Annotated in this window: 20 protein-coding genes; 8 read left to right on the top strand and 12 right to left on the bottom strand. The window is 64.7% G+C overall.

Annotation, left to right across the window (positions count from 1 at the left end; all coding sequences use genetic code 11):
• The first annotated feature begins 74 nt into the window (after positions 1–74).
• Entirely contained in the window at positions 75–896 is an 822-nt protein-coding gene (locus tag KFO72_RS20940; protein WP_225032919.1) for an NRDE family protein, read from the top strand.
• Positions 897–917: 21 nt separating this feature from the next.
• Here the strand turns inward: KFO72_RS20940 and KFO72_RS20935 are convergent, their stop codons facing one another.
• The 5 genes from KFO72_RS20935 to KFO72_RS20915 form a co-directional block, all read right to left on the bottom strand.
• Positions 918–1,877 (bottom strand): alpha/beta hydrolase, encoded by a 960-nt coding sequence (locus tag KFO72_RS20935; protein WP_225032929.1) that lies wholly within the window; start codon positions 1,875–1,877, stop codon positions 918–920.
• A gap of 87 nt (positions 1,878–1,964) precedes the next feature.
• The gene (locus KFO72_RS20930) at positions 1,965–2,834 is read right to left on the bottom strand and encodes an SDR family oxidoreductase (RefSeq protein ID WP_225032918.1); all 870 of its coding nucleotides are present in this window, start codon (positions 2,832–2,834) and stop codon (positions 1,965–1,967) included.
• 52 nt (positions 2,835–2,886) lie between these two features.
• On the bottom strand, positions 2,887–3,885 hold the full coding sequence (locus tag KFO72_RS20925) for an NADP-dependent oxidoreductase (protein WP_060600853.1): 999 nt from the start codon (positions 3,883–3,885) through the stop codon (positions 2,887–2,889).
• Between the two features lie 61 nt (positions 3,886–3,946).
• Positions 3,947–4,420, bottom strand: a complete 474-nt coding sequence (locus tag KFO72_RS20920) for a PaaI family thioesterase (protein ID WP_054930476.1) — start codon at positions 4,418–4,420, stop codon at positions 3,947–3,949.
• Positions 4,421–4,426: 6 nt separating this feature from the next.
• A complete protein-coding gene (locus KFO72_RS20915; RefSeq protein WP_054930479.1) occupies positions 4,427–4,726 on the bottom strand; it encodes a Dabb family protein in 300 nt (99 codons plus the stop codon).
• Between the two features lie 434 nt (positions 4,727–5,160).
• On the opposite strand from KFO72_RS20915, the gene KFO72_RS20910 reads away from it, so the two are divergent.
• The gene (locus KFO72_RS20910) at positions 5,161–5,454 is read left to right on the top strand and encodes a GYD domain-containing protein (protein ID WP_036005252.1); all 294 of its coding nucleotides are present in this window, start codon (positions 5,161–5,163) and stop codon (positions 5,452–5,454) included.
• A 47-nt stretch (positions 5,455–5,501) separates the two neighbouring features.
• Here KFO72_RS20910 and KFO72_RS20905 read toward each other — a convergent pair whose 3' ends face one another.
• Positions 5,502–6,125 carry a trimeric intracellular cation channel family protein gene (locus KFO72_RS20905; protein WP_060600847.1) on the bottom strand — a complete coding sequence of 208 codons (624 nt, stop codon included), beginning with the start codon at positions 6,123–6,125 and terminating at the stop codon, positions 5,502–5,504.
• Between the two features lie 255 nt (positions 6,126–6,380).
• On the opposite strand from KFO72_RS20905, the gene KFO72_RS20900 reads away from it, so the two are divergent.
• Positions 6,381–6,872, top strand: a complete 492-nt coding sequence (locus KFO72_RS20900) for an LEA type 2 family protein (RefSeq protein WP_060600845.1) — start codon at positions 6,381–6,383, stop codon at positions 6,870–6,872.
• A gap of 30 nt (positions 6,873–6,902) precedes the next feature.
• Here the strand turns inward: KFO72_RS20900 and KFO72_RS20895 are convergent, their stop codons facing one another.
• Positions 6,903–7,661, bottom strand: a complete 759-nt coding sequence (locus tag KFO72_RS20895) for an SH3 domain-containing protein (protein ID WP_225032916.1) — start codon at positions 7,659–7,661, stop codon at positions 6,903–6,905.
• 158 nt (positions 7,662–7,819) lie between these two features.
• On the opposite strand from KFO72_RS20895, the gene KFO72_RS20890 reads away from it, so the two are divergent.
• On the top strand, positions 7,820–8,038 hold the full coding sequence (locus KFO72_RS20890) for a DUF2945 domain-containing protein (protein WP_224102567.1): 219 nt from the start codon (positions 7,820–7,822) through the stop codon (positions 8,036–8,038).
• 118 nt (positions 8,039–8,156) lie between these two features.
• On the opposite strand, the gene KFO72_RS20885 is transcribed toward KFO72_RS20890, so the two are convergent.
• From KFO72_RS20885 to KFO72_RS20870, 4 genes are all read right to left on the bottom strand, one after another.
• On the bottom strand, positions 8,157–9,335 hold the full coding sequence (locus KFO72_RS20885) for an acetyl-CoA C-acyltransferase (protein WP_060600837.1): 1,179 nt from the start codon (positions 9,333–9,335) through the stop codon (positions 8,157–8,159).
• Positions 9,336–9,392: 57 nt separating this feature from the next.
• Positions 9,393–10,019, bottom strand: a complete 627-nt coding sequence (pncA, locus tag KFO72_RS20880) for a bifunctional nicotinamidase/pyrazinamidase (protein ID WP_225032915.1) — start codon at positions 10,017–10,019, stop codon at positions 9,393–9,395.
• 39 nt (positions 10,020–10,058) lie between these two features.
• Positions 10,059–12,143, bottom strand: a complete 2,085-nt coding sequence (locus KFO72_RS20875; protein ID WP_225032914.1) for a 3-hydroxyacyl-CoA dehydrogenase NAD-binding domain-containing protein — start codon at positions 12,141–12,143, stop codon at positions 10,059–10,061.
• Positions 12,144–12,313: 170 nt separating this feature from the next.
• A complete protein-coding gene (locus KFO72_RS20870) occupies positions 12,314–14,017 on the bottom strand; it encodes a 3-(methylthio)propionyl-CoA ligase (protein ID WP_060600828.1) in 1,704 nt (567 codons plus the stop codon).
• Between the two features lie 145 nt (positions 14,018–14,162).
• On the opposite strand from KFO72_RS20870, the gene KFO72_RS20865 reads away from it, so the two are divergent.
• The 4 genes from KFO72_RS20865 to KFO72_RS20850 all read left to right on the top strand — a co-directional run bounded on the left by KFO72_RS20865 (position 14,163) and on the right by KFO72_RS20850 (position 17,590).
• Positions 14,163–15,719 carry a protein adenylyltransferase SelO gene (locus KFO72_RS20865; protein WP_225032913.1) on the top strand — a complete coding sequence of 519 codons (1,557 nt, stop codon included), beginning with the start codon at positions 14,163–14,165 and terminating at the stop codon, positions 15,717–15,719.
• A gap of 234 nt (positions 15,720–15,953) precedes the next feature.
• A complete protein-coding gene (locus KFO72_RS20860; RefSeq protein WP_007585925.1) occupies positions 15,954–16,484 on the top strand; it encodes a septation protein A in 531 nt (176 codons plus the stop codon).
• A 1-nt stretch (position 16,485) separates the two neighbouring features.
• Positions 16,486–16,800: a BolA family protein gene (locus KFO72_RS20855; RefSeq protein WP_060600826.1), complete on the top strand. Its 315-nt coding sequence runs from the start codon at positions 16,486–16,488 to the stop codon at positions 16,798–16,800.
• 10 nt (positions 16,801–16,810) lie between these two features.
• Entirely contained in the window at positions 16,811–17,590 is a 780-nt protein-coding gene (locus KFO72_RS20850) for a peptidylprolyl isomerase (protein WP_054930466.1), read from the top strand.
• On the opposite strand, the gene KFO72_RS20845 is transcribed toward KFO72_RS20850, so the two are convergent.
• The coding region (locus tag KFO72_RS20845; RefSeq protein WP_225032912.1) for a hypothetical protein at positions 17,577–17,872 on the bottom strand (296 nt) is incomplete at its 5' end. The two genes, KFO72_RS20850 and KFO72_RS20845, sit on opposite strands and share 14 nt — an antisense overlap.

Here is a 17,872-nt window from a genome sequence, read left to right as displayed (position 1 = left end):
GCCTTCCTTGCCGGATATTAGGCGCGGCGTGTTCCCGCCGTATTCACGCCTTCTCGTTACCAAGACTTCTGCCGATGTGTCTGATCGTGTTCGACTGGCGCCCCGAAGCGTCTGACGGTCCGCTGTTCACGCTCGCGGCAAATCGCGACGAATTCCTCAAGCGCACGGCCGAACCGATGCATTGGTGGGCCGACGCGCCGAATCTGCTGGCGGGTCGAGACCTGATCGGCGGCGGCACGTGGCTCGGCATGACGCGCGACGGACGCTTTGCTGCGCTCACCAACTATCGCGCGCCCAGCGAAATGCGCGCCGATGCGCCGACGCGCGGCACGCTGGTGAGCAACTGGCTGTCGGGCGATCACGGTATCGAAAGCGGCGCACCGCTCGACTATCTGTTGCGCGTCGCACGGGACGGCGACATGTACAACGGCTTCAATCTGCTCGTCGGCGATTGGACGCGGCGCGAACTCGCCTGGTACTGCAACCGCTCGCCCGCCGCGCCAATGTTGCTCGCACCGGGCACACATGGCATTTCGAACGCGGTGCTCGACACGCCCTGGCCGAAACTCGTGCGCAAGCGCGCCGAGCTTGCCCAGGCGCTCGCCGGCGAAGCCCGTCCGCCGCTCGCGACGCTGATCGGTCTGATGCGCGACCCGCACGTCGCCCGCGACGACGAATTGCCCGCGACGGGCATTTCGCTCGAACGCGAACGCGCGTTGTCGGCGGCCTTTATCGATACGCCCGATTACGGCACGCGCGGCACGACGGCCGTGCAGGTGTTGGCGCAGAACGGACGGCTGAGCGTCGCGGCGCTGGAACGCAGCGACGACAACGGCTCGCATCGCGTCGTGCGCCCCGGGGATTACGAGCGCAGTTTCACGTTCGATATCGCCTGAAGGCGAAACAGCCGCTCATTTTCAGTCGATGTCGAACGCGGCGCGCAATGCGGCCGCCGCGTCCGCATGCGCGATGGCGACGTCGGGCACGTAGCCGCCCATCTTGAAGAACTCGTGAATCATGCCCGCGTAACACGTGAACGCGACGGCATTGCCCGACTCGCGCAGCTTGTGCGCATAGGCGTCGCCTTCATCGCTCAACGGATCGTATTCGGCCGTTGCGATCCATGCGGGCGCCACGCCGTGCAATGCAGGCGCGCCGCGCGTGCCGTCGAGCGGCGCGAAACGCCAGTCGTGGCGGTCGTCGGCATCGCGCAGGTATTGCTCGAAAAACCATTGGATCGTGTCGCCGGACAGCAGATAACCATCCGCGAGGCGTGCGTGCGAGTCGGTCTGTTGATGACCCGTCGTCCCCGGATAGATCAGCAGTTGCAGCACGAGCGGAATGCCTGCGTCGCGGGCGAGCACGGCGCATACGGTGGCAAGCGTGCCGCCCGCGCTGTCGCCGCCGACTGCCATCCGGCTCGCGTCGATGCCGTAGAGCGCAGCGTTGTCGTGCAGCCACTCGAGGGCGTCGAACGCGTCGTCGACAGCGGTGGGAAATTTGTGCTCCGGCGCGAGCCGGTAGTCGACCGACATCACCGCGCATTGCGCGTCGCGCGCGAACATCCGGCAGAGCGCGTCGTGCGTGTTTACGCTGCCGACCGTGAAGCCGCCGCCGTGATAGTAGACGAGCGCGGGCACGGGATTGGCCCATTGCGGCTCGGCGGGATGATAGAGACGCACGCGAATGGACGCGCCGTCGCGCATCGGCACGTCGATGTCGTCGACGGAAAACATCGGCGCCGCGGGCACTTCGAGTATCGGCGCGCTCTTCTCGTACGACGCGCGCGCCGCTTGCGGCGTCAGATCGTGATAAGCGGGGCGCTTTGCCCGCGCGATCATGTCGAGCACCTGCTCGATCTTCGGATTCAACGGCATGGTTGGACGACGGCGCGCACGCGCCGCACGGTTGAATGAGCGCGCCATGATGCCACGAACACGCGTTGAAACGCTCGACCGGGCGCGCTAGCGCGCTTCCTTGACCTCGGGTTTGAGCGACAGCGGATCAGTCGGATTGCGCTGCTGCTCGATGTCCTCGTGCCGCAGCCGCACCGTCGCGAGAATGGCGGGATGCGTGAGGATGTAGAAGCGCCGCCCGGCGATCGCGTCGAACGTCAGCGCCGCGACGTCCGCCGCGCCCAGCTTGCCGGATCGCACCGCGCGCTGCAGTTGCTTGTCGGCGGCGAGCTGCGAGCGCGTGGGCTCGGCGCTGTTGCGCAGCGACTCGGGACGCGCACGCTCGGCATCCGCGATGCCCGTCGGCACGAACGCGGGACACAGCAGCGAGCAACCGACCTCGCCGCCCGCGTTTTGCAGATCGTGATACAGCGTCTCCGTCAGCGACACGACTGCGTGCTTCGACGCGTTGTAGATGCCCATCGACGGCGGCGACAACAGCCCCGCAACCGATGCCGTATTGACGATATGCGCCGGCTCCTTCTGCTTCAGCATGATGGGCGTGAAGATACGCACGCCGTGGGCGACGCCCATCACGTTGACGCCGAACACCCATGCCCAATCGTTCGCCGAGCTTTCCCACAGAAAGCCGCCGGAGCCGACGCCGGCATTGTTGAACAGCAGATGCACCTTGCCGAAGGCTGCGAGCGCGGCATCCGCGAGCGACTGAACCTGTGCGCCGTCGGACACATCAGTTTGCACGCCGATGGCTTGGGCGCCCGATGCGCGCAGCGCATCGACAGTTTGTGCGAGCGCGTTCGCGTCGATATCCGCCAGCACGAGCTTCATGCCGAGCGACGCGCCCTTTTCCGCGAACGCGCGGCCGAAGCCGCTCGCCGCGCCTGTAATCACGGCGACTTTGCCGTCGAACTCGAACATGCCGTTTCCCTCGATGAGCAAATGCGCGTGGCGCGTTCCCGTTTGCGCCGTCTCAGATCAGCTTGACGAGCTGCTTGCCGAAGTTGCGCCCCTTGAGCATGCCGAGAAACGCTTCGGGTGCGTTTTCCAGGCCTTGCGCGACGGTCTCGCGATACTGCAGCTTCTTCTGGGCGACGAGCGTGCCGAGTTCCTTCAGCGCGGCGGGCCACTCGTCCAGATGCTCGCTGACGATGAAGCCCTGAACCAGCAGACGCTGTGTGAGAAGCAAAGCCGGATGCCTGAGCGGCAAAGGCGCACCGTCGTAACCCGCGATGAAGCCGCACAACGCAATGCGGCCATGCGCGTTCATCCGCGCGAGCGTCGCGTCGAGCACTTCGCCGCCGACATTCTCGAAGCAACCGTCCACGCCGTCCGGCGTCGCCGCCTTGAGGTCCTGATAAAGATTGCCCGCCTTGTAGTCGACGCATGCGTCGAACCCCAGCGTCTCGACCACATAGCGGCACTTGTCTGGACCACCCGCGATGCCGACGGCGCGCACGCCCGCCTGCTTCGCCAGTTGTCCGACGACGCTGCCGACCGCTCCGCTCGCCGCGCTGACGACCACCGTCTCGCCCGCCTTCGGCGCGATGATCCGGTTCAGGCCGTACCACGCCGTCACGCCCGGCATGCCGACGGGGCCGAGATACGCGGAGAGCGGCACATGGGTGTCGTCGATCTTGCGCAGGTTCTTGCCGTCCGACGTACCGAATTCCTGCCAGCCGAACATGCCGACCACCTTGTCGCCGGGCTTGAAAGCCGCGTTCTTCGACTCGACCACTTCGCCCGTCGTGCCGCCGATCATCACCTCGTTCAGCGGCTGCGGCGCCGCGTAGGACTTCGCGTCGCTCATGCGGCCGCGCATGTATGGATCGAGCGACAGATAGTGATTGCGCACGCGGACCTCGCCATCGGCGAGCGGCGCGAGCGGCGTTTCGACGAGCTTGAAGTTGTCAGCGGATGCCGCGCCCTGCGGACGCGACACGAGCAGAATCTGGCGATTGAGCTGGCTCATGATGAGTTTGTCTCCGGAGAATGTCGGGTATGAAGTACGGGGCGAAGGCGCGGCGCGGCGTTCAGCCGTCGCTCGGCCCCGGCTTCGCCGACGGATCGCTGCGCAGCCGCTGCTGCCGCACTTCGCGGCCAACGGCGAGTCGCCGCATGTACTTGAACGTGCCGAGCGCCTTCGCGACGAAATGGCCTTCGCTGTCGCGGATCTCGCCTTCGCAATAGGCCATCGTGGTGGAGCGATGCAGCACGCGGCCCGTCGCGCGCAACTCGCCGCTGCCGGGCTGCATGAAGTTCACCTTCATTTCGACCGTGACGACGCCGACGCCGTCGGCCGCGAGGCTGCGCGCGGCCATGGCGAGCGCGACGTCGCAAAGTGTCATCGTGATGCCGCCGTGCGACACGGCCCACGTGTTCAGATGCTCGGGACGCAGCGGCAGCACGACTTCACTGGCGCCGTCGCCGGCCGAAACGAGTTGCACGCCGAGGTGATCGATAAACGGGCTTTCGATCACCAGCGTGTTGCTGGAAGAGTCGGTCATATGCGTTCAGAGTTCGTAGTCGACGGCCTGACGCGCCTCGCGGATCGGCGCGAGAAATGCCTTCACGTCCTGATGCACGGGGTGCACCTGATACCCGTCCAGCGCCGCCTTGTTGGTGAAATCGGAGACGAGCACGACGTCATACGTCGAGTCGAGGCCGGGTGTCGCGATACCGACTTCGAGGTGCACGATGCCCGGCACGGCATCGCGACAGGCTTCCAGTTTTTCTTTCAGCACCAACGCGTTTTGCTCGCGCGTCCGGCCTTCCCCCGCTTGCAACTTCCACATCACGATATGACGAATCAAGACGTTCACCTTTGCTGTTGACATGGCGCCGCGGCCCGCACGGAACCCATGCTGGACACGGATGAAACACGCTTCGCCAGATGATACCTGCACTGCGCGAGGCGATGAATCAAGCTGCATGGCATAGGAAAAACGCACACACTACCCGTGCGATCGGCCGCGTCACGGCGCGTTGTGTCGCCTATACTTTTCAGGCAATCAGCCCGGCCGTGCGCAGGCAGCGCTCACGCGCAACGCGAAACCGGGCGCCTTCAACCTGCGGCCATTCCTTCTCCAGCGCGCGGGCTCGCCGCCCCCCGGCCGCCTTGTCTTCCTTCCTCTTTGCCGCCTTATGCACGCATGGAAAACGGCCCGCGCCGTGGGCACGCTCGCCTTTCTCGCCGGGCGCCGCCGCATCGTGCGCGGATCATCTGCATTCACTTCACGAGGACAACATGGCCACTTACCTCATGCTGGTCAACTGGACCGATCAGGGTGTGCGCACCGCGAAAGATACCGTCAACCGGGCACGCGCGTTTCGCGAAGCCAGCAAGGCGATGGGCGTGACGGTCGGCACGGTGAACTGGACGCTCGGCGCGTACGACCTCGTGATCTCGTTCGAGTCGCCCGACGACGAGACCACGACCCGTCTCGGCCTCGCGCTCGCCGCGCAAGGCAACGTGCGCACGGCGACGATGCGCGCGTTCAGCGAAACGGAGATGGAAAAGATCGTCGGCGGATTGAAGTAGCCTGGCGTCCCGCGCGGGTTGCTCGCGGGTGCGCTTGTGCGCCGCGTTCAGGGCTGCGCGCGCGGCAGATGCCATCCATGCGTCGCCGCGGCCACGCGCAGCACGAAGCACGCGACGCCGCCCGCCACGCCCGCCAGCGCCGGCGACAGGCCGAAGCGGCGCGCGCTCAGCACCACGATTGCGCCGACGAATGCCGCCGTCGCGTAGATATCGGTGACGAGCACGGACGGAATGCGCGCGAGCAGCACATCCTTGATGACGCCGCCGCCAACACCCGTCACCGTGCCCATCAGCGCCGCGACGAACGGGCGGATGCGGTACAGCATCGCCTTTTCGACGCCCGCCACAGCGAACAGCGACAGGCCCGCCGCATCGAGCACCATCAGCCAGAACTCGGGGAAGCCTTGCGCGTTGGCGTGGAAGAGGAACGTGAGCAGGCCCGCTGCGAACGTCAACGCGGGATAGCGCCAGTCGCGGATGGCGTTGGGCGGCGTTGCGCCGATCAGCAGGTCGCGCGTCACGCCCCCGCCGAGCGCCGCGACGAACGCGATCACCATCACGCCGAGCAGGTCGAGGCCGCTGTGCATCGCTGCCACCGCGCCCTCGATCGCGAAGATGAACGTGCCGGCGAGATCGGCGCCAAGAACGATTGTTTCGATTTTCGGTTTCATACGGTTTGTCGTGCGTCTGTCTTGCCCCGGGACGAGCCGAACGGTACAACGAAACGGCGCGCACGCACGCGCGGGGACCGTCCTGGTTCGGCGCGAACCGGCTGCGCGCCGAGGGCGCCGCGATTGTCTCATCGCCGTGGCGGCGGGCAAAGCGTGCCGCACCGGCGCGCGATTGCGCCCGCTTCAGCGCCCTGCGCCGCTATAGTGCATACGACGCGCGCCTATTCGCGCGTCCCTTTCGAGAGGAGCACGACCATGATCGCCGACCGCGCTGCGCGCTTCGCCCGTGTGCTGATGTTGTTCGCTGCGCTGCTGGCGCTTGGCGGCTGCGCGGGCATGTTCGGCAGCAATCCGCTGCGTGTGAACGTCGCAGGGATCGAGCCGCTCGAGGGCCAGGGAATGGAGATGCGCTTCATTCTGAAGCTGCGTGTACAGAATCCGAACGAAGCGCCCGTCGACTTCAACGGCGTTTCCGTCGAACTCGATCTGAACGGCAAGCCATTCGCGAGCGGCGTCAGCGATCAGAGCGGCACTGTGCCGCGCTTCGGCGAAACCGTGATCGGCGTGCCCTTGACGGTGCCCGCCTTCACTGTCGTCCGCCAGGCATTCGCCTTCGCCGACAGCGCGCAGTCGGGGCAACTTCCGTATGTGCTGCGGGGCCGGCTCGCTGGCGGCGTCACGGGCGGCACGCGCTTCATCGACCAGGGCACGCTATCGCTGCCGACGGGCAACCTCAGCGGCCTGTAGTGCAGCGAACGGCTGCGGACGGCATCGCAATCAGTGATTCGGGCCTTCGTTGCCGTGCCCCGAAGGCGCTGGCGGCCGGGCGTTGCCTCCGCCGCCGGGAGGCCCCCCGGACGGATGTCCGCCGCCTTGCGCGGGCGGCGGCCCGGGTGGATGCTCCCCGCCGTGAGCAGGCGGCGGTCCCGAAGGATTGCCGCCCTGGACCGGCGGACGGCCGCCTTGTTGCGGTGGCTGCCCTTGCGGCGGACGCTCGCCCTGCTGCGGCGGGCCGGGCCGATGTCCATGCCCGGCGGCGGATGGCCCGGGCGGAGGCGGCGGCGCGGGCGACGCGGACGGCGGCCGGTTCCCACCGGGCGGCGGCGGTGGCGGACGGTGCGGCGGCGGCGGATGGTTTGCCCAGCGTCCACGGTCGCCGTACCACGGGCGCCCGCGATAGTAATGGTCCCAGTAAGAGCCGATCGAAAAGGTAATCAGCGGCAGGCCGATCACCGTCCCGTAGTCCATGATGGGGACATCGCTGCCCTGATACGGATAGGTCAGGTAACCGCCGTAAACCCACCCGCGCGCCTGCGCGATCGCCACGTCGCACCACGTGTAGCCGCTCACGCAGCCATAGACGGCCACGGGTTGTCCGGAAGGCAATTGCGCGACGACCGGGTAATCCTGCGCCGGTCCCGCGTACAGGTAGACAGGCTGATTGGTGTAGGCCTGCGATTGCGCCGACGCCGCTCCCGATGCGATCGACAACGCCGTTGCCCCCATCACAGCAACGCAAGCAACCCGCATTCGCATGATTGTTCTCCTTATCGTCTGGCGGATGTGTGGGTGGACGAAGCAGCGAATTGTGTGCCTGACAGGCATTCGTCATTCACGCGCTGTCACGGAAATGAGGCGGAAACGGGAACAACGGATGCAGTATTCGCCATCATTCAACCTGTCGGGAGAACGGCATGAAGCATGATCTGAAACCGGGCGATCGCGTCGACTGGAACACGCCACAGGGCATGACAAGGGGCAAGATCGTCCGCGCGATCACCACGCACTCGGAACTGGATGGTCATACGGTGGCCGCATCGAAGGACGACGTGCACTACGAAGTCGAAAGCGAAAAAAGCGGCAAACGTGCTGTCCATCGCGCGGAAGCTTTGCACAAAACGAAGCAGCGGTGACGCACGGCAAAGCCTGGTAAGGCAAAGCCAGAATGTAGCAAGTAAAGAAAGCAGAAAGCCCGCGCGCTTTCGCACGCGGGCTGACATATCCGCGCAGAGTCGCTACGCGAAAGCGCGCTCAGACGACTTCGAACAAGCCCGCCGCGCCCTGCCCGCCGCCGATGCACATCGTCACCACGACGAATTTCGCGCCGCGCCGTTTGCCTTCGATCAGCGCATGGCCCGTCAGACGCGCACCCGACACGCCATACGGATGACCCACCGCAATCGCCCCGCCGTTGACGTTCAGGCGTTCGTTCGGAATCCCGAGCTTGTCGCGGCAATACAGCACCTGCACGGCGAAGGCCTCGTTCAGTTCCCACAGATCGATATCGTCGACCTTGAGACCTGCCTGTTTCAACAGCTTCGGCACGGCGAACACCGGGCCGATGCCCATTTCGTCGGGCTCGCAGCCCGCCACCGCAAAGCCGCGAAAAATTCCGAGCGGCTGCAGGCCTTCGCGCTCCGCGACCTTCGCGTTCATCACGACGCACGCCGACGCGCCATCCGAAAACTGGCTCGCGTTGCCCGCCGTGATCACGCCGCCCGGCAGCGCCGTGCGGATCTTCGACACGCCTTCGAGCGTCGTGTCGGCGCGGATGCCTTCGTCGGCCGCGATCGTCACTTCCTTCGTGAAGAGGCGCCCGCTTGCTTTATCCGCGATTCCGGCGAGCACCGTCATCGGCACGATTTCGTCGTTGAAGCGCCCCGCTTCCTGCGCCGCCGCCGCGCGCTGCTGCGACTGTACGCCGTATTCGTCCTGACGCTCCTTCGAAATCGAATAGCGTTTCGCGACGGTCTCGGCCGTTTGCAGCATCGGCCAGTAGATTTCCGGCTTGTGTTCCGTCAACCAGCCTTCGCGCAGCATGTGCATGTTCATTTCGTTCTGCACACACGAGATCGACTCGACACCGCCCGCGACGAACACATCGCCCTCGCCGACCATCACGCGTTGCGCGGCAAGTGCAATCGTCTGCAGGCCCGACGAGCAGAAACGGTTCACCGTCATGCCCGGCACGGTCACGGGCAGCCCGCCGCGCAGCGCGATCTGTCGCGCGATATTCGAGCCCGTCGCGCCTTCGGGATTCGCGCAGCCCATGATCACGTCCTCGACGCGCGCCGGGTCGATCTTCGCGCGTTCGACGGCAGCCTGCGTCACGTGGCCGCCGAGCGTCGCGCCGTGCGTCATGTTGAACGCGCCGCGCCACGATTTGGCGAGACCCGTCCGGGCAGTCGATACGATTACGGCGTCAGTCATGCATGTCTCCTGCAAATTTTCAAAGAGTGTGTGTGGTTCGCCTTGCGTGGCGCCGGCTCAGACAAGCAAGTCCGCCGATTGCACGCGTTCGACGCCGGCGGCGCGCATCTCGCGCCAAGCCTTGTCGAGCGAACCGTTCAGATCGATTGCGCGGGTCGCGTCTTCGATGACGACGACCTCGAAGCCCGCCGCGCGCGCGTCGAGCGCCGACCACGCGACGCAATAGTCGGTCGCGAGCCCGCAGCACCACACGCGCGTCACGCCCGTATCGCGCAGATAGCCGGCAAGTCCCGTCGGCGTCGTGCGATCGGCTTCGAGAAACGCCGAATAGCTGTCGACACCCGCGTGATGCCCCTTGCGAATCACGGCGCGCGCATGCGGAATATCGAGCGCCGCGTGCAGCATGGCGCCTGGCGTGTTCTGCACACAGTGCGTCGGCCACAGCACCTGCTCGCCGTACGGCAGGGTCATCCTCTCGAACGGCTGGCGGCCTGCGTGATTCGCGGCAAACGAAACATGCGACGGCGGATGCCAGTCCTGCGTCAGTACAACGTGGCTGAAGCGCCGCGCGATCTGGTTCACGAGCGGCACGATTTCGTCGCCGCGCGCGACGGCGAGCGCGCCGGCCGGCATGAAGTCGTTCTGCACATCGACGACGAGCAGAACGTCACGGGCATCTTTCATCACTGTTCCTGTTGTCTCGCGACGGCGGTGCGTGCGCGTTCAGCTATTGAAGCCGCGCCCCTGCGCCGCCCGCTCGACGATGCCCGCAGCAATCTGCCAGGCGTCGCCGTTCGGTTGGGCCGCATAACGGCGGATCGCGCGCTCGACGTTGTAGAGGCCGAGGGTATCCGCATACAGCATCGGGCCGCCGCGCCAGAGCGGAAAGCCGTAGCCCGTCAGATAGACCATGTCGATATCCGACGGCTTCGACGCGATGCCCTCGTCGAGAATCTTCGCGCCCTCGTTGACGAGCGCGAACACCAGACGCTCGACGATCTCGTCGTCGGAGAGCTTGCGCCGTTCGACGCCGAGTTCCTTCGAATACGCGACGATCATCTCGTCGATCTGCTTCGACGGATACGCATTGCGGTCGCCCGCCTTGTAGTCGTACCAGCCGCCGCCCGTTTTTTGCCCGAAGCGCCCCGTCTCGCACAGGCGATCGGCGATCTTCGAGTAATGCATGTCCGGGTGCTCCTGATAACGCCGCTTGCGGATTGCCCAGCCGATATCGTTACCCGCGAGATCGCTCATGCGGAACGGGCCCATCGCGAAGCCGAATTTTTCGATGGCCTTGTCGACCTGCGCGGGCAGCGCGCCTTCTTCGAGCATGAAGAGCGCCTGGCGGATGTACTGCTCGATCATCCGGTTGCCGATGAAGCCATCGCAGACGCCCGACACCACGGCCGTCTTCTTGATCTTTTTCGCGAGCTTCATCACGGTGGCGAGCACGTCTTTCGCCGTGTCCTTGCCGCGCACCACTTCGAGCAGCTTCATCACGTTGGCCGGACTGAAGAAGTGCATGCCGACCACATCTTGCGGGCGCTTCGTGAAAGCGGCGATCCTGTTCAGGTCGAGCGTCGACGTGTTCGACGCGAGGATCGCACCCGGCTTCGCGACTTCGTCGAGGCGCTTGAATACCTGCTCCTTCACGCCGAGTTCTTCAAACACGGCTTCGATGATGAGATCGGCGTCCTTGAGGTCGTCGTACGAGAGCGTCGGCGTGATCAGCGCGATGCGCTGCTCGAGCGCGTCTAACGTCAGCTTGCCTTTCTTGACGGTCGCCTCGTAGTTCTTGCGGATCGTAGCCAGACCACGATCGAGCGCGTCCTGCTTCGTTTCGAGCAGCATGACGGGCAAGCCCGCGTTGATGAAGTTCATCGCGATGCCGCCGCCCATCGTGCCCGCGCCGATCACCGCCACCTTCTTGATGTCGCGTACGGGCGTGTCGGACGGCACATCGGGAATCTTGCTCGCCGCGCGCTCGCCGAAGAAGGCATGGCGCAGCGCACGGCTTTCGGGCGTCTGTACGAGCGCGAGGAAGCACTCGCGCTCCACCTTCATGCCTTGCTCGAAGCCCTTGAGCACGCCCGCTTCGACGGCGTCGATGCACTTGTGCGGCGCCGGATACTGCTTCGCGACGGCCGCGACGCTGTTGCGCGCTAACTGGATGAAGCCCGCGGCGTTCGGATGCTCGATCTTGCGCTCGCGAATCTTCGGATGCGGACCGCTTTGCGCGCCGACCTTGCGCGCGAACGCCAGCGCGCCTTCCATCAGATCGCCTTCGATCAGCGCATCGAAAATCGGCGTGCCCGCGAGCTTCTCGGACATCACGGGCGTGCCCGACACGATCATGTTGAGCGCGGCTTCCAGTCCGAGCGCGCGCGGCAGACGCTGCGTGCCGCCCGCGCCGGGCAGGATGCCGAGCTTCACTTCGGGCAGCGCGATCTGCGCGCCGGGCGCCGCCACGCGATAGTGCGCGCCGAGCGCGAGTTCCAGTCCGCCGCCCATCGCGACGCTGTGGATCGCCGCGACGACGGGCTTCGCGCTGCCTTCGACAGCCTTGATGACTGTCATTAGCGTCGGTTCCTGGAGCGCTTTCGGCGTGTTGAATTCGGTGATGTCGGCGCCGCCCGAGAAGGCCTTGCCCGCGCCCGTCAGCACGATCGCCTTGATGGCGGGATCGGCCTGCGCGCGCTCGACGCCTTCGATGATGCCCGTGCGCGTCGACAGGCCGAGGCCGTTGACGGGGGGATTATTCAGCGTGATGACGGCGACGCCGTCGTGTGTCGTGTAGTCCACTGCCATCTGCCTGCCTCCATGCGATGCGGACGCGCCTGACAGGCGCAGTCCGGATGGGAACACCCGAACCATTGTCCGCTGTTTCGCCGTTCGTTTGCGATAGCAGGCAGAATACACAAAAAAGCACGATCGTTCAAATTCAAATGATGCGTGCGGCGATGGCGTAAACCCGAGGTCTACGACAGATCGGTTTTCACGTGCCGTAGGGCGTGCCCTTCTTTCTCGTCGAACGGGCAGTTCTCGATGTCGAGCGCCGACGGCAGCACGTGGTCGCGGAAGCGCTCGCGCAACTTGAGTTTTTGCAGTTTGCCCGTTGCCGTATGCGGCAGTTCGTCGACGAATACGACGTCGTCGGGAATCCACCATTTCGCGACTTTGCCTTCGTAGAACGCCAGCATGTCGTCGCGCGTCAGGTCGGCGTCCGGACGTTTCACGACGACCAGCAGCGGCCGCTCTGTCCACTTAGGATGCGAGCACGCGATGCACGCCGCTTCCGCGACGGCGGGATGCGCAATCGCGACGTTCTCGACGTCGATCGAACTGATCCACTCGCCGCCCGACTTGATCACGTCCTTGCTGCGGTCGGTGATGTTCAGGAAGCTGTCCTTGTCGATCGTCGCCACGTCGCCCGTCGGAAACCAGCCGTCGACGAGCGGCGACGCATCGCTGCGGAAGTACCGGTCAATCACCCACGGCCCCCGCACGTGCAGATCGCCGAACGCGACGCCGTCCCACGGCAGGTCGCGCCCGTCGTCGCCGACGATCTTCATGTCGACGCCGTACATCACGTGGCCCTGCTTTTCGCGCAGCTTGCGCTGCTCGTCGGGCGAGCGCTGCGACTGCTCCCATGTGAGCTTCGCGAGCGTGCCGAGCGGCGACATCTCCGTCATGCCCCACGCGTGAATCACCTCGACGCCATAGACTTCCTGGAACATCTTGAGCATCGCAGGCGGACATGCGGAACCGCCGATCACCGTACGCTGTAGCGTCGAAAACTTCACGCCGGCTTCGCGCAAGTGGTTCAGCAAGCCGAGCCACACGGTCGGCACGCCCGCCGAATACGTGACGCGCTCCGCCTCCATCAGCTCATACAGCGACTTGCCGTCGAGATCCTTGCCCGGAAACACCAGCTTCGCACCCGTCAGCGGCGCGGCGTGCGGAATGCCCCATGCGTTCACATGGAACATCGGCACGACGGGCAGCACGGAATCTCGTGCGGACAGGCCCATCGCATCGGGCAGCGACGCGCCGAACGCATGCAGCACGGTCGAGCGATGCGAGTACAGCGCGCCCTTCGGATTACCCGTCGTCCCCGATGTGTAGCAAAGGTTGGATGCGCAACGTTCGTCGAGTTCCGGCCAGTCGAATGCGCCGTCGTGCTGCGCGAGTAGCGCTTCATAGCTCGACGCGGCCGTCGACATGCGCGGCATGTGCGCTTCGTCCGTCATCGCGATCCAGCCGCGCACGTTTGGACACTGCGGCGCAAGCACATCGACGAGCGCGGCGAACGTGATGTCGAACAGCACGTAGCGGTCGTCGGCGTGATTGACGATATAGGCGATCTGATCGGGAAAGAGGCGCGGATTGATCGTGTGGCACACGGCACCGAAGCCCGTCGTGCCGTAGTAGGTTTCCAGATGCCGGTAGCCGTTCCAGGCGAGCGTGCCGATCCGGTCGCCCGCTTCGACGCCGAGCGCCATCAGCGCCTGCGCGAGCTGCTTCGCGCGCCGCTCGCAATCGCGGTACGTGTAGCGATGCACGTCGCCTTCGATGCGCTTCGATACGATCTCCGTCGTGCCGAAGTGGCGTGACGCATGGGCCAGCAACGAGGAAACCGTCAGCGGCACGTCCATCATCTGTCCATAGAGCGGCGTCGTCATACGCGGGTGTCTCCCAGAGGTGTGATGTTGTGTTGTCTCGCGTTGTTATTCGACATCGATCACGCTTTGCCATGCGCTTCGGATGCGCGCGCTGCAGCGCGGCAGGCGCGGAATTACAATATCGGTTAATAAAGAGGCGCTCAATATGTCGTTTTCCCCATGCAATGCAGGGTTATCGGGTTCCATGTCGACGGCCGCAGGCGCCATCGACAACCAGCGCGAAGGCAGCTTCGCCGCGCTCGGGAACGTCTTTCTGACACGTCTGCCAGCGGCGCCGTTGCCGGCGCCGCATGTCGTCGGCTTCGCGCCCGATGTCGCGGCGATGCTCGGCTTCGATGCGTCGCTGGCGAGCGCGCCGGGTTTCGCCGAGTTTTTTTCGGGCAATACCACGCGTGACTGGCCGGCGGCCTCGTTGCCGTATGCGTCGGTCTATTCAGGACATCAGTTCGGCGTGTGGGCGGGCCAACTGGGTGACGGACGCGCGCTGACGCTCGGCGAAGTCGAGCACGGCGGCAAACGCTTCGAGCTTCAGCTGAAAGGCGCCGGGCGCACACCTTATTCGCGCATGGGCGACGGACGCGCGGTGCTGCGCTCGTCGATCCGCGAATATCTGTGCTCGGAGGCGATGCATCACCTCGGCATTCCGACCACGCGCGCGCTCTGCGTGACGGGCTCCGATCAGCCCGTGCGCCGCGAAGAAATGGAAACGGCCGCCGTCGTCACGCGCGTGTCGCCAAGCTTCGTGCGCTTCGGGCACTTCGAGCATTTCTACGCGAACGATCGTGTCGATGCGCTGCGCGCGCTGGCCGATCATGTGATCGACCGCTTTTACCCGGCATGCCGCGGCGCCGATGACCCCTACCTCGCCTTGCTGAACGAAGCCGTGCTGTCGACGGCCGATCTGATCGCGCAATGGCAGGCGGTCGGTTTTTGTCACGGCGTGATGAACACGGACAACATGTCGATTCTCGGCCTGACGATCGACTACGGTCCATTCGGCTTCATGGATGGCTTCGACGCGAACCACATCTGCAATCACTCGGACTCGCAAGGGCGTTACGCGTACCGGATGCAGCCGCAGATCGCGTACTGGAACCTGTTCTGTCTCGCGCAAGGTTTGCTGCCCCTGTTCGGCGAACGTTACGACGATGCGCAGCGCAGCGAGCGCGCGGTGCAGGATGCGCAGCGCGTGCTCGAAGGCTTCAAGCCGCGCTTTGCGCCCGCGCTCGAAGCGCGCATGCGCGCCAAACTGGGCCTCGAAACGCAACGCGAAGGCGACGACGCGCTCGCGAACCAGCTGTTCGAGATCATGCACGCGAATCGCGCGGACTTTACGCTGACGTTCCGCAATCTGTCGAAACTGTCGAAGCACGACGCGAGCGGCGATACGAGCGTGCGCGACCTGTTTCTCGATCGCGCCGCGTTCGACGCCTGGGCGACCGGCTATCGCGCGCGGCTGTCGCACGAAACCCGCGACGACGCCGCGCGCGCCGAAGCGATGAACCGCGTGAATCCGAAATACGTGCTGCGCAATCACCTGGCCGAGGCCGCGATCCGCAAGGCGAAAGAAAAGGATTTCTCCGAGGTCGAGCGCCTCGCCACCGTGCTGCGCCGTCCGTTCGACGAGCAACCCGACCATGAAGCCTATGCGGGACTGCCGCCCGACTGGGCGTCGTCGCTGGAAGTGAGCTGTTCGTCGTGAGCCGGCGGCCCTGCGCGCGTGTCCGCGCCGACGGGCTTCCACGACCGCACCAAGCCGGCTGCGCTACAATTCGAGCCCAGATAGCGTCGCGTGCGGTCTGATCGTCATGTCGGCGTGGCCAGCGCTTTTCGGACGGTTCCGACTGGCTCTCGCCGCCATTGCGCCGATCTCATCCGAACCATCGCAGACGGCGCGCACGATGCGCCCAACACTCTCCGGATTCCCAACCCGACAATGAAATTCCTGTTCGATCTGTTCCCGATCATCCTGTTCTTCGTCGCGTACAAGGTGTGGGGCATTTTCACGGCGACGGCTGTCGCGATCGCCGCCACGCTGGTGCAGATTGCGTGGGTCGCGTTCCGGCACCGCAAGGTCGACCCGATGCTGTGGGTGAGCCTCGGCGTCGTCACCGTGTTCGGCGGCGCGACGCTCGTGCTGCACAACGACACCTTCATCAAATGGAAGCCGACCGTGCTGTACTGGGCATTTTCGGTGGCGCTGGTGGTGTCCGCGCTGGCGTTCAACAAGAATCTGATCGAAGCGATGATGGGCAAGCAGATCCAGTTGCCGCATCGCATCTGGGGCCAGTTGAACTACGTGTGGGCGATCTTTTTCGTGCTGCTCGGCATTCTGAATCTGTTCGTCGCGTTCAATTTTTCGACCGATGCGTGGGTCAACTTCAAGCTGTTCGGCGCGACGGGGTGCCTCGTCGTGTTTATCGTCGGGCAGAGTTTGTGGCTGTCGAAGTATATGAAGGAAGAGTGACATGAGCGACGACGTTTTCCTGCAGGCCAGTCCTGCCGAGCGCATCGCGCTGATCGAAGCGCGCATTACATCGGCGCTCGCGCCTGTCGACTCGATCACCGTGCGCGACGACAGTGCGCTGCATGCGGGTCATGCGGGCGCGTCGGCGGGCGGTCACTATGCGGTGACGATCGTGGCTGCCGCCTTTGCCGGCAAGGCTCGCGTGGCGCGGCACCGCATGGTGTATGATGCGCTGGCCGATGCCATGCAGCGCGGCATTCACGCTCTCGCCATCACGGCTTATACGCCAGAAGAATTCAATTTGCTGTCCCGTTAGGAAACTTCCGATGACCTTGAAAAACACCCGCTACTGGGTCTTGCTGGCTGCATGTGCGGCCGCTCCTGCATTTGCACAGAACATCGCCGTGGTGAACGGCACGCCGATTCCGAAGTCGCGCGCCGATGCGCTGGTCGCGCAACTCGTGCAGCAGGGTCAACAGGATTCGCCGAAGCTGCAACAGGCCGTTCGTGAAGAACTGGTGAACCGGGAGATCCTGATGCAGGAAGCGATCCGCGAAGGCATTCCGTCGAAGCCCGACGTCAAGGCGCAGGTGGCGGTTGCGCAGCAGACGGTGGTGTTGCGTGCGTTGATCGAAAACTTCGTGAAGCAGAACCAGCCGACGGATGCCGAAGTGAAGGCGAAGTACGACGAACTGGTCAAGCAGATTGGCGGCAAGGAGTATCACCTGCATCACATCCTCGTCGACAACGAGCAGCAGGCGAAGGATCTGATCGCGAAGATCAAGGCTGGCGCGAGCTTCGAAGATCTTGCGAAGCAGTTCTCGAAGGACCCGGGATCGGGCAAGAATGGTGGTGACCTGGACTGGTCGGATCCTAAGGCTTATGTGCCTGAGTTTGCCGCTGCTGCGGAGAAGCTGCAGAAAGGACAGATGACGGATGCGCCGGTGCATACGCAGTTTGGCTGGCATATCATTCGCGTCGATGATGTGCGGCAGACGCCGCCGCCGCCGTTCGAGCAGGTGAAGGCTCAAATTGCGCAGCAGATGCAGCAGGAGAAACTGCAGGCGTTTGAGGAGGACCTTCGGTCCAAGGCTAAAGTGCAGTAAAGGTTTTTTGCGTGCGTCCGCACGGGAGGGCCGCCTTTGGGCGGCTTTTTGTTTTTTGGGTTTCGGTGTGGGTGTTTTGTTTGCGCGGGCATCCGTGGGTTGGGGTTATCGCTTCGTGGCCGCGGCAGGTTTGGTTGGCTTGAGTTTGCGCTGCGTTCCGCGATTTTGTTTTGCCCGCTTCAAGCGTTGCTGTTCGGTGTTTTAAGGTTTGCGCTGGCATCCGCGTGACGTTAGCTCGCTTCACGCGTCGCCCCTGTGCGGGGCGGCACCTACTTTTCTTTG

The sequence above is a fragment of the Paraburkholderia sp. XV genome (genome assembly GCF_020177535.1).
GTDB classification, from domain to species: domain Bacteria; phylum Pseudomonadota; class Gammaproteobacteria; order Burkholderiales; family Burkholderiaceae; genus Paraburkholderia; species Paraburkholderia caribensis.
The sequence above is the reverse complement of the archived record's forward strand: the minus strand, read 5'-3'. Positions and strand labels throughout refer to the sequence as shown.

Bases quoted from the DNA above. Each gene is read 5' to 3' on its own strand.
- KFO72_RS20940 (WP_225032919.1), top strand. From the start codon at position 75: ATGTGTCTGATCGTGTTCGACTGGCGCCCCGAAGCGTCTGACGGTCCG.
- KFO72_RS20935 (WP_225032929.1), bottom strand. From the start codon at position 1,877: ATGCCGTTGAATCCGAAGATCGAGCAGGTGCTCGACATGATCGCGCGG.
- KFO72_RS20930 (WP_225032918.1), bottom strand. From the start codon at position 2,834: ATGTTCGAGTTCGACGGCAAAGTCGCCGTGATTACAGGCGCGGCGAGC.
- KFO72_RS20925 (WP_060600853.1), bottom strand. From the start codon at position 3,885: ATGAGCCAGCTCAATCGCCAGATTCTGCTCGTGTCGCGTCCGCAGGGC.
- KFO72_RS20920 (WP_054930476.1), bottom strand. From the start codon at position 4,420: ATGACCGACTCTTCCAGCAACACGCTGGTGATCGAAAGCCCGTTTATC.
- KFO72_RS20910 (WP_036005252.1), top strand. From the start codon at position 5,161: ATGGCCACTTACCTCATGCTGGTCAACTGGACCGATCAGGGTGTGCGC.
- KFO72_RS20905 (WP_060600847.1), bottom strand. From the start codon at position 6,125: ATGAAACCGAAAATCGAAACAATCGTTCTTGGCGCCGATCTCGCCGGC.
- KFO72_RS20900 (WP_060600845.1), top strand. From the start codon at position 6,381: ATGATCGCCGACCGCGCTGCGCGCTTCGCCCGTGTGCTGATGTTGTTC.
- KFO72_RS20895 (WP_225032916.1), bottom strand. From the start codon at position 7,661: ATGCGAATGCGGGTTGCTTGCGTTGCTGTGATGGGGGCAACGGCGTTG.
- KFO72_RS20890 (WP_224102567.1), top strand. From the start codon at position 7,820: ATGAAGCATGATCTGAAACCGGGCGATCGCGTCGACTGGAACACGCCA.
- KFO72_RS20885 (WP_060600837.1), bottom strand. From the start codon at position 9,335: ATGACTGACGCCGTAATCGTATCGACTGCCCGGACGGGTCTCGCCAAA.
- pncA (WP_225032915.1), bottom strand. From the start codon at position 10,019: ATGAAAGATGCCCGTGACGTTCTGCTCGTCGTCGATGTGCAGAACGAC.
- KFO72_RS20875 (WP_225032914.1), bottom strand. From the start codon at position 12,143: ATGGCAGTGGACTACACGACACACGACGGCGTCGCCGTCATCACGCTG.
- KFO72_RS20870 (WP_060600828.1), bottom strand. From the start codon at position 14,017: ATGACGACGCCGCTCTATGGACAGATGATGGACGTGCCGCTGACGGTT.
- KFO72_RS20865 (WP_225032913.1), top strand. From the start codon at position 14,163: ATGTCGTTTTCCCCATGCAATGCAGGGTTATCGGGTTCCATGTCGACG.
- KFO72_RS20860 (WP_007585925.1), top strand. From the start codon at position 15,954: ATGAAATTCCTGTTCGATCTGTTCCCGATCATCCTGTTCTTCGTCGCG.
- KFO72_RS20855 (WP_060600826.1), top strand. From the start codon at position 16,486: ATGAGCGACGACGTTTTCCTGCAGGCCAGTCCTGCCGAGCGCATCGCG.
- KFO72_RS20850 (WP_054930466.1), top strand. From the start codon at position 16,811: ATGACCTTGAAAAACACCCGCTACTGGGTCTTGCTGGCTGCATGTGCG.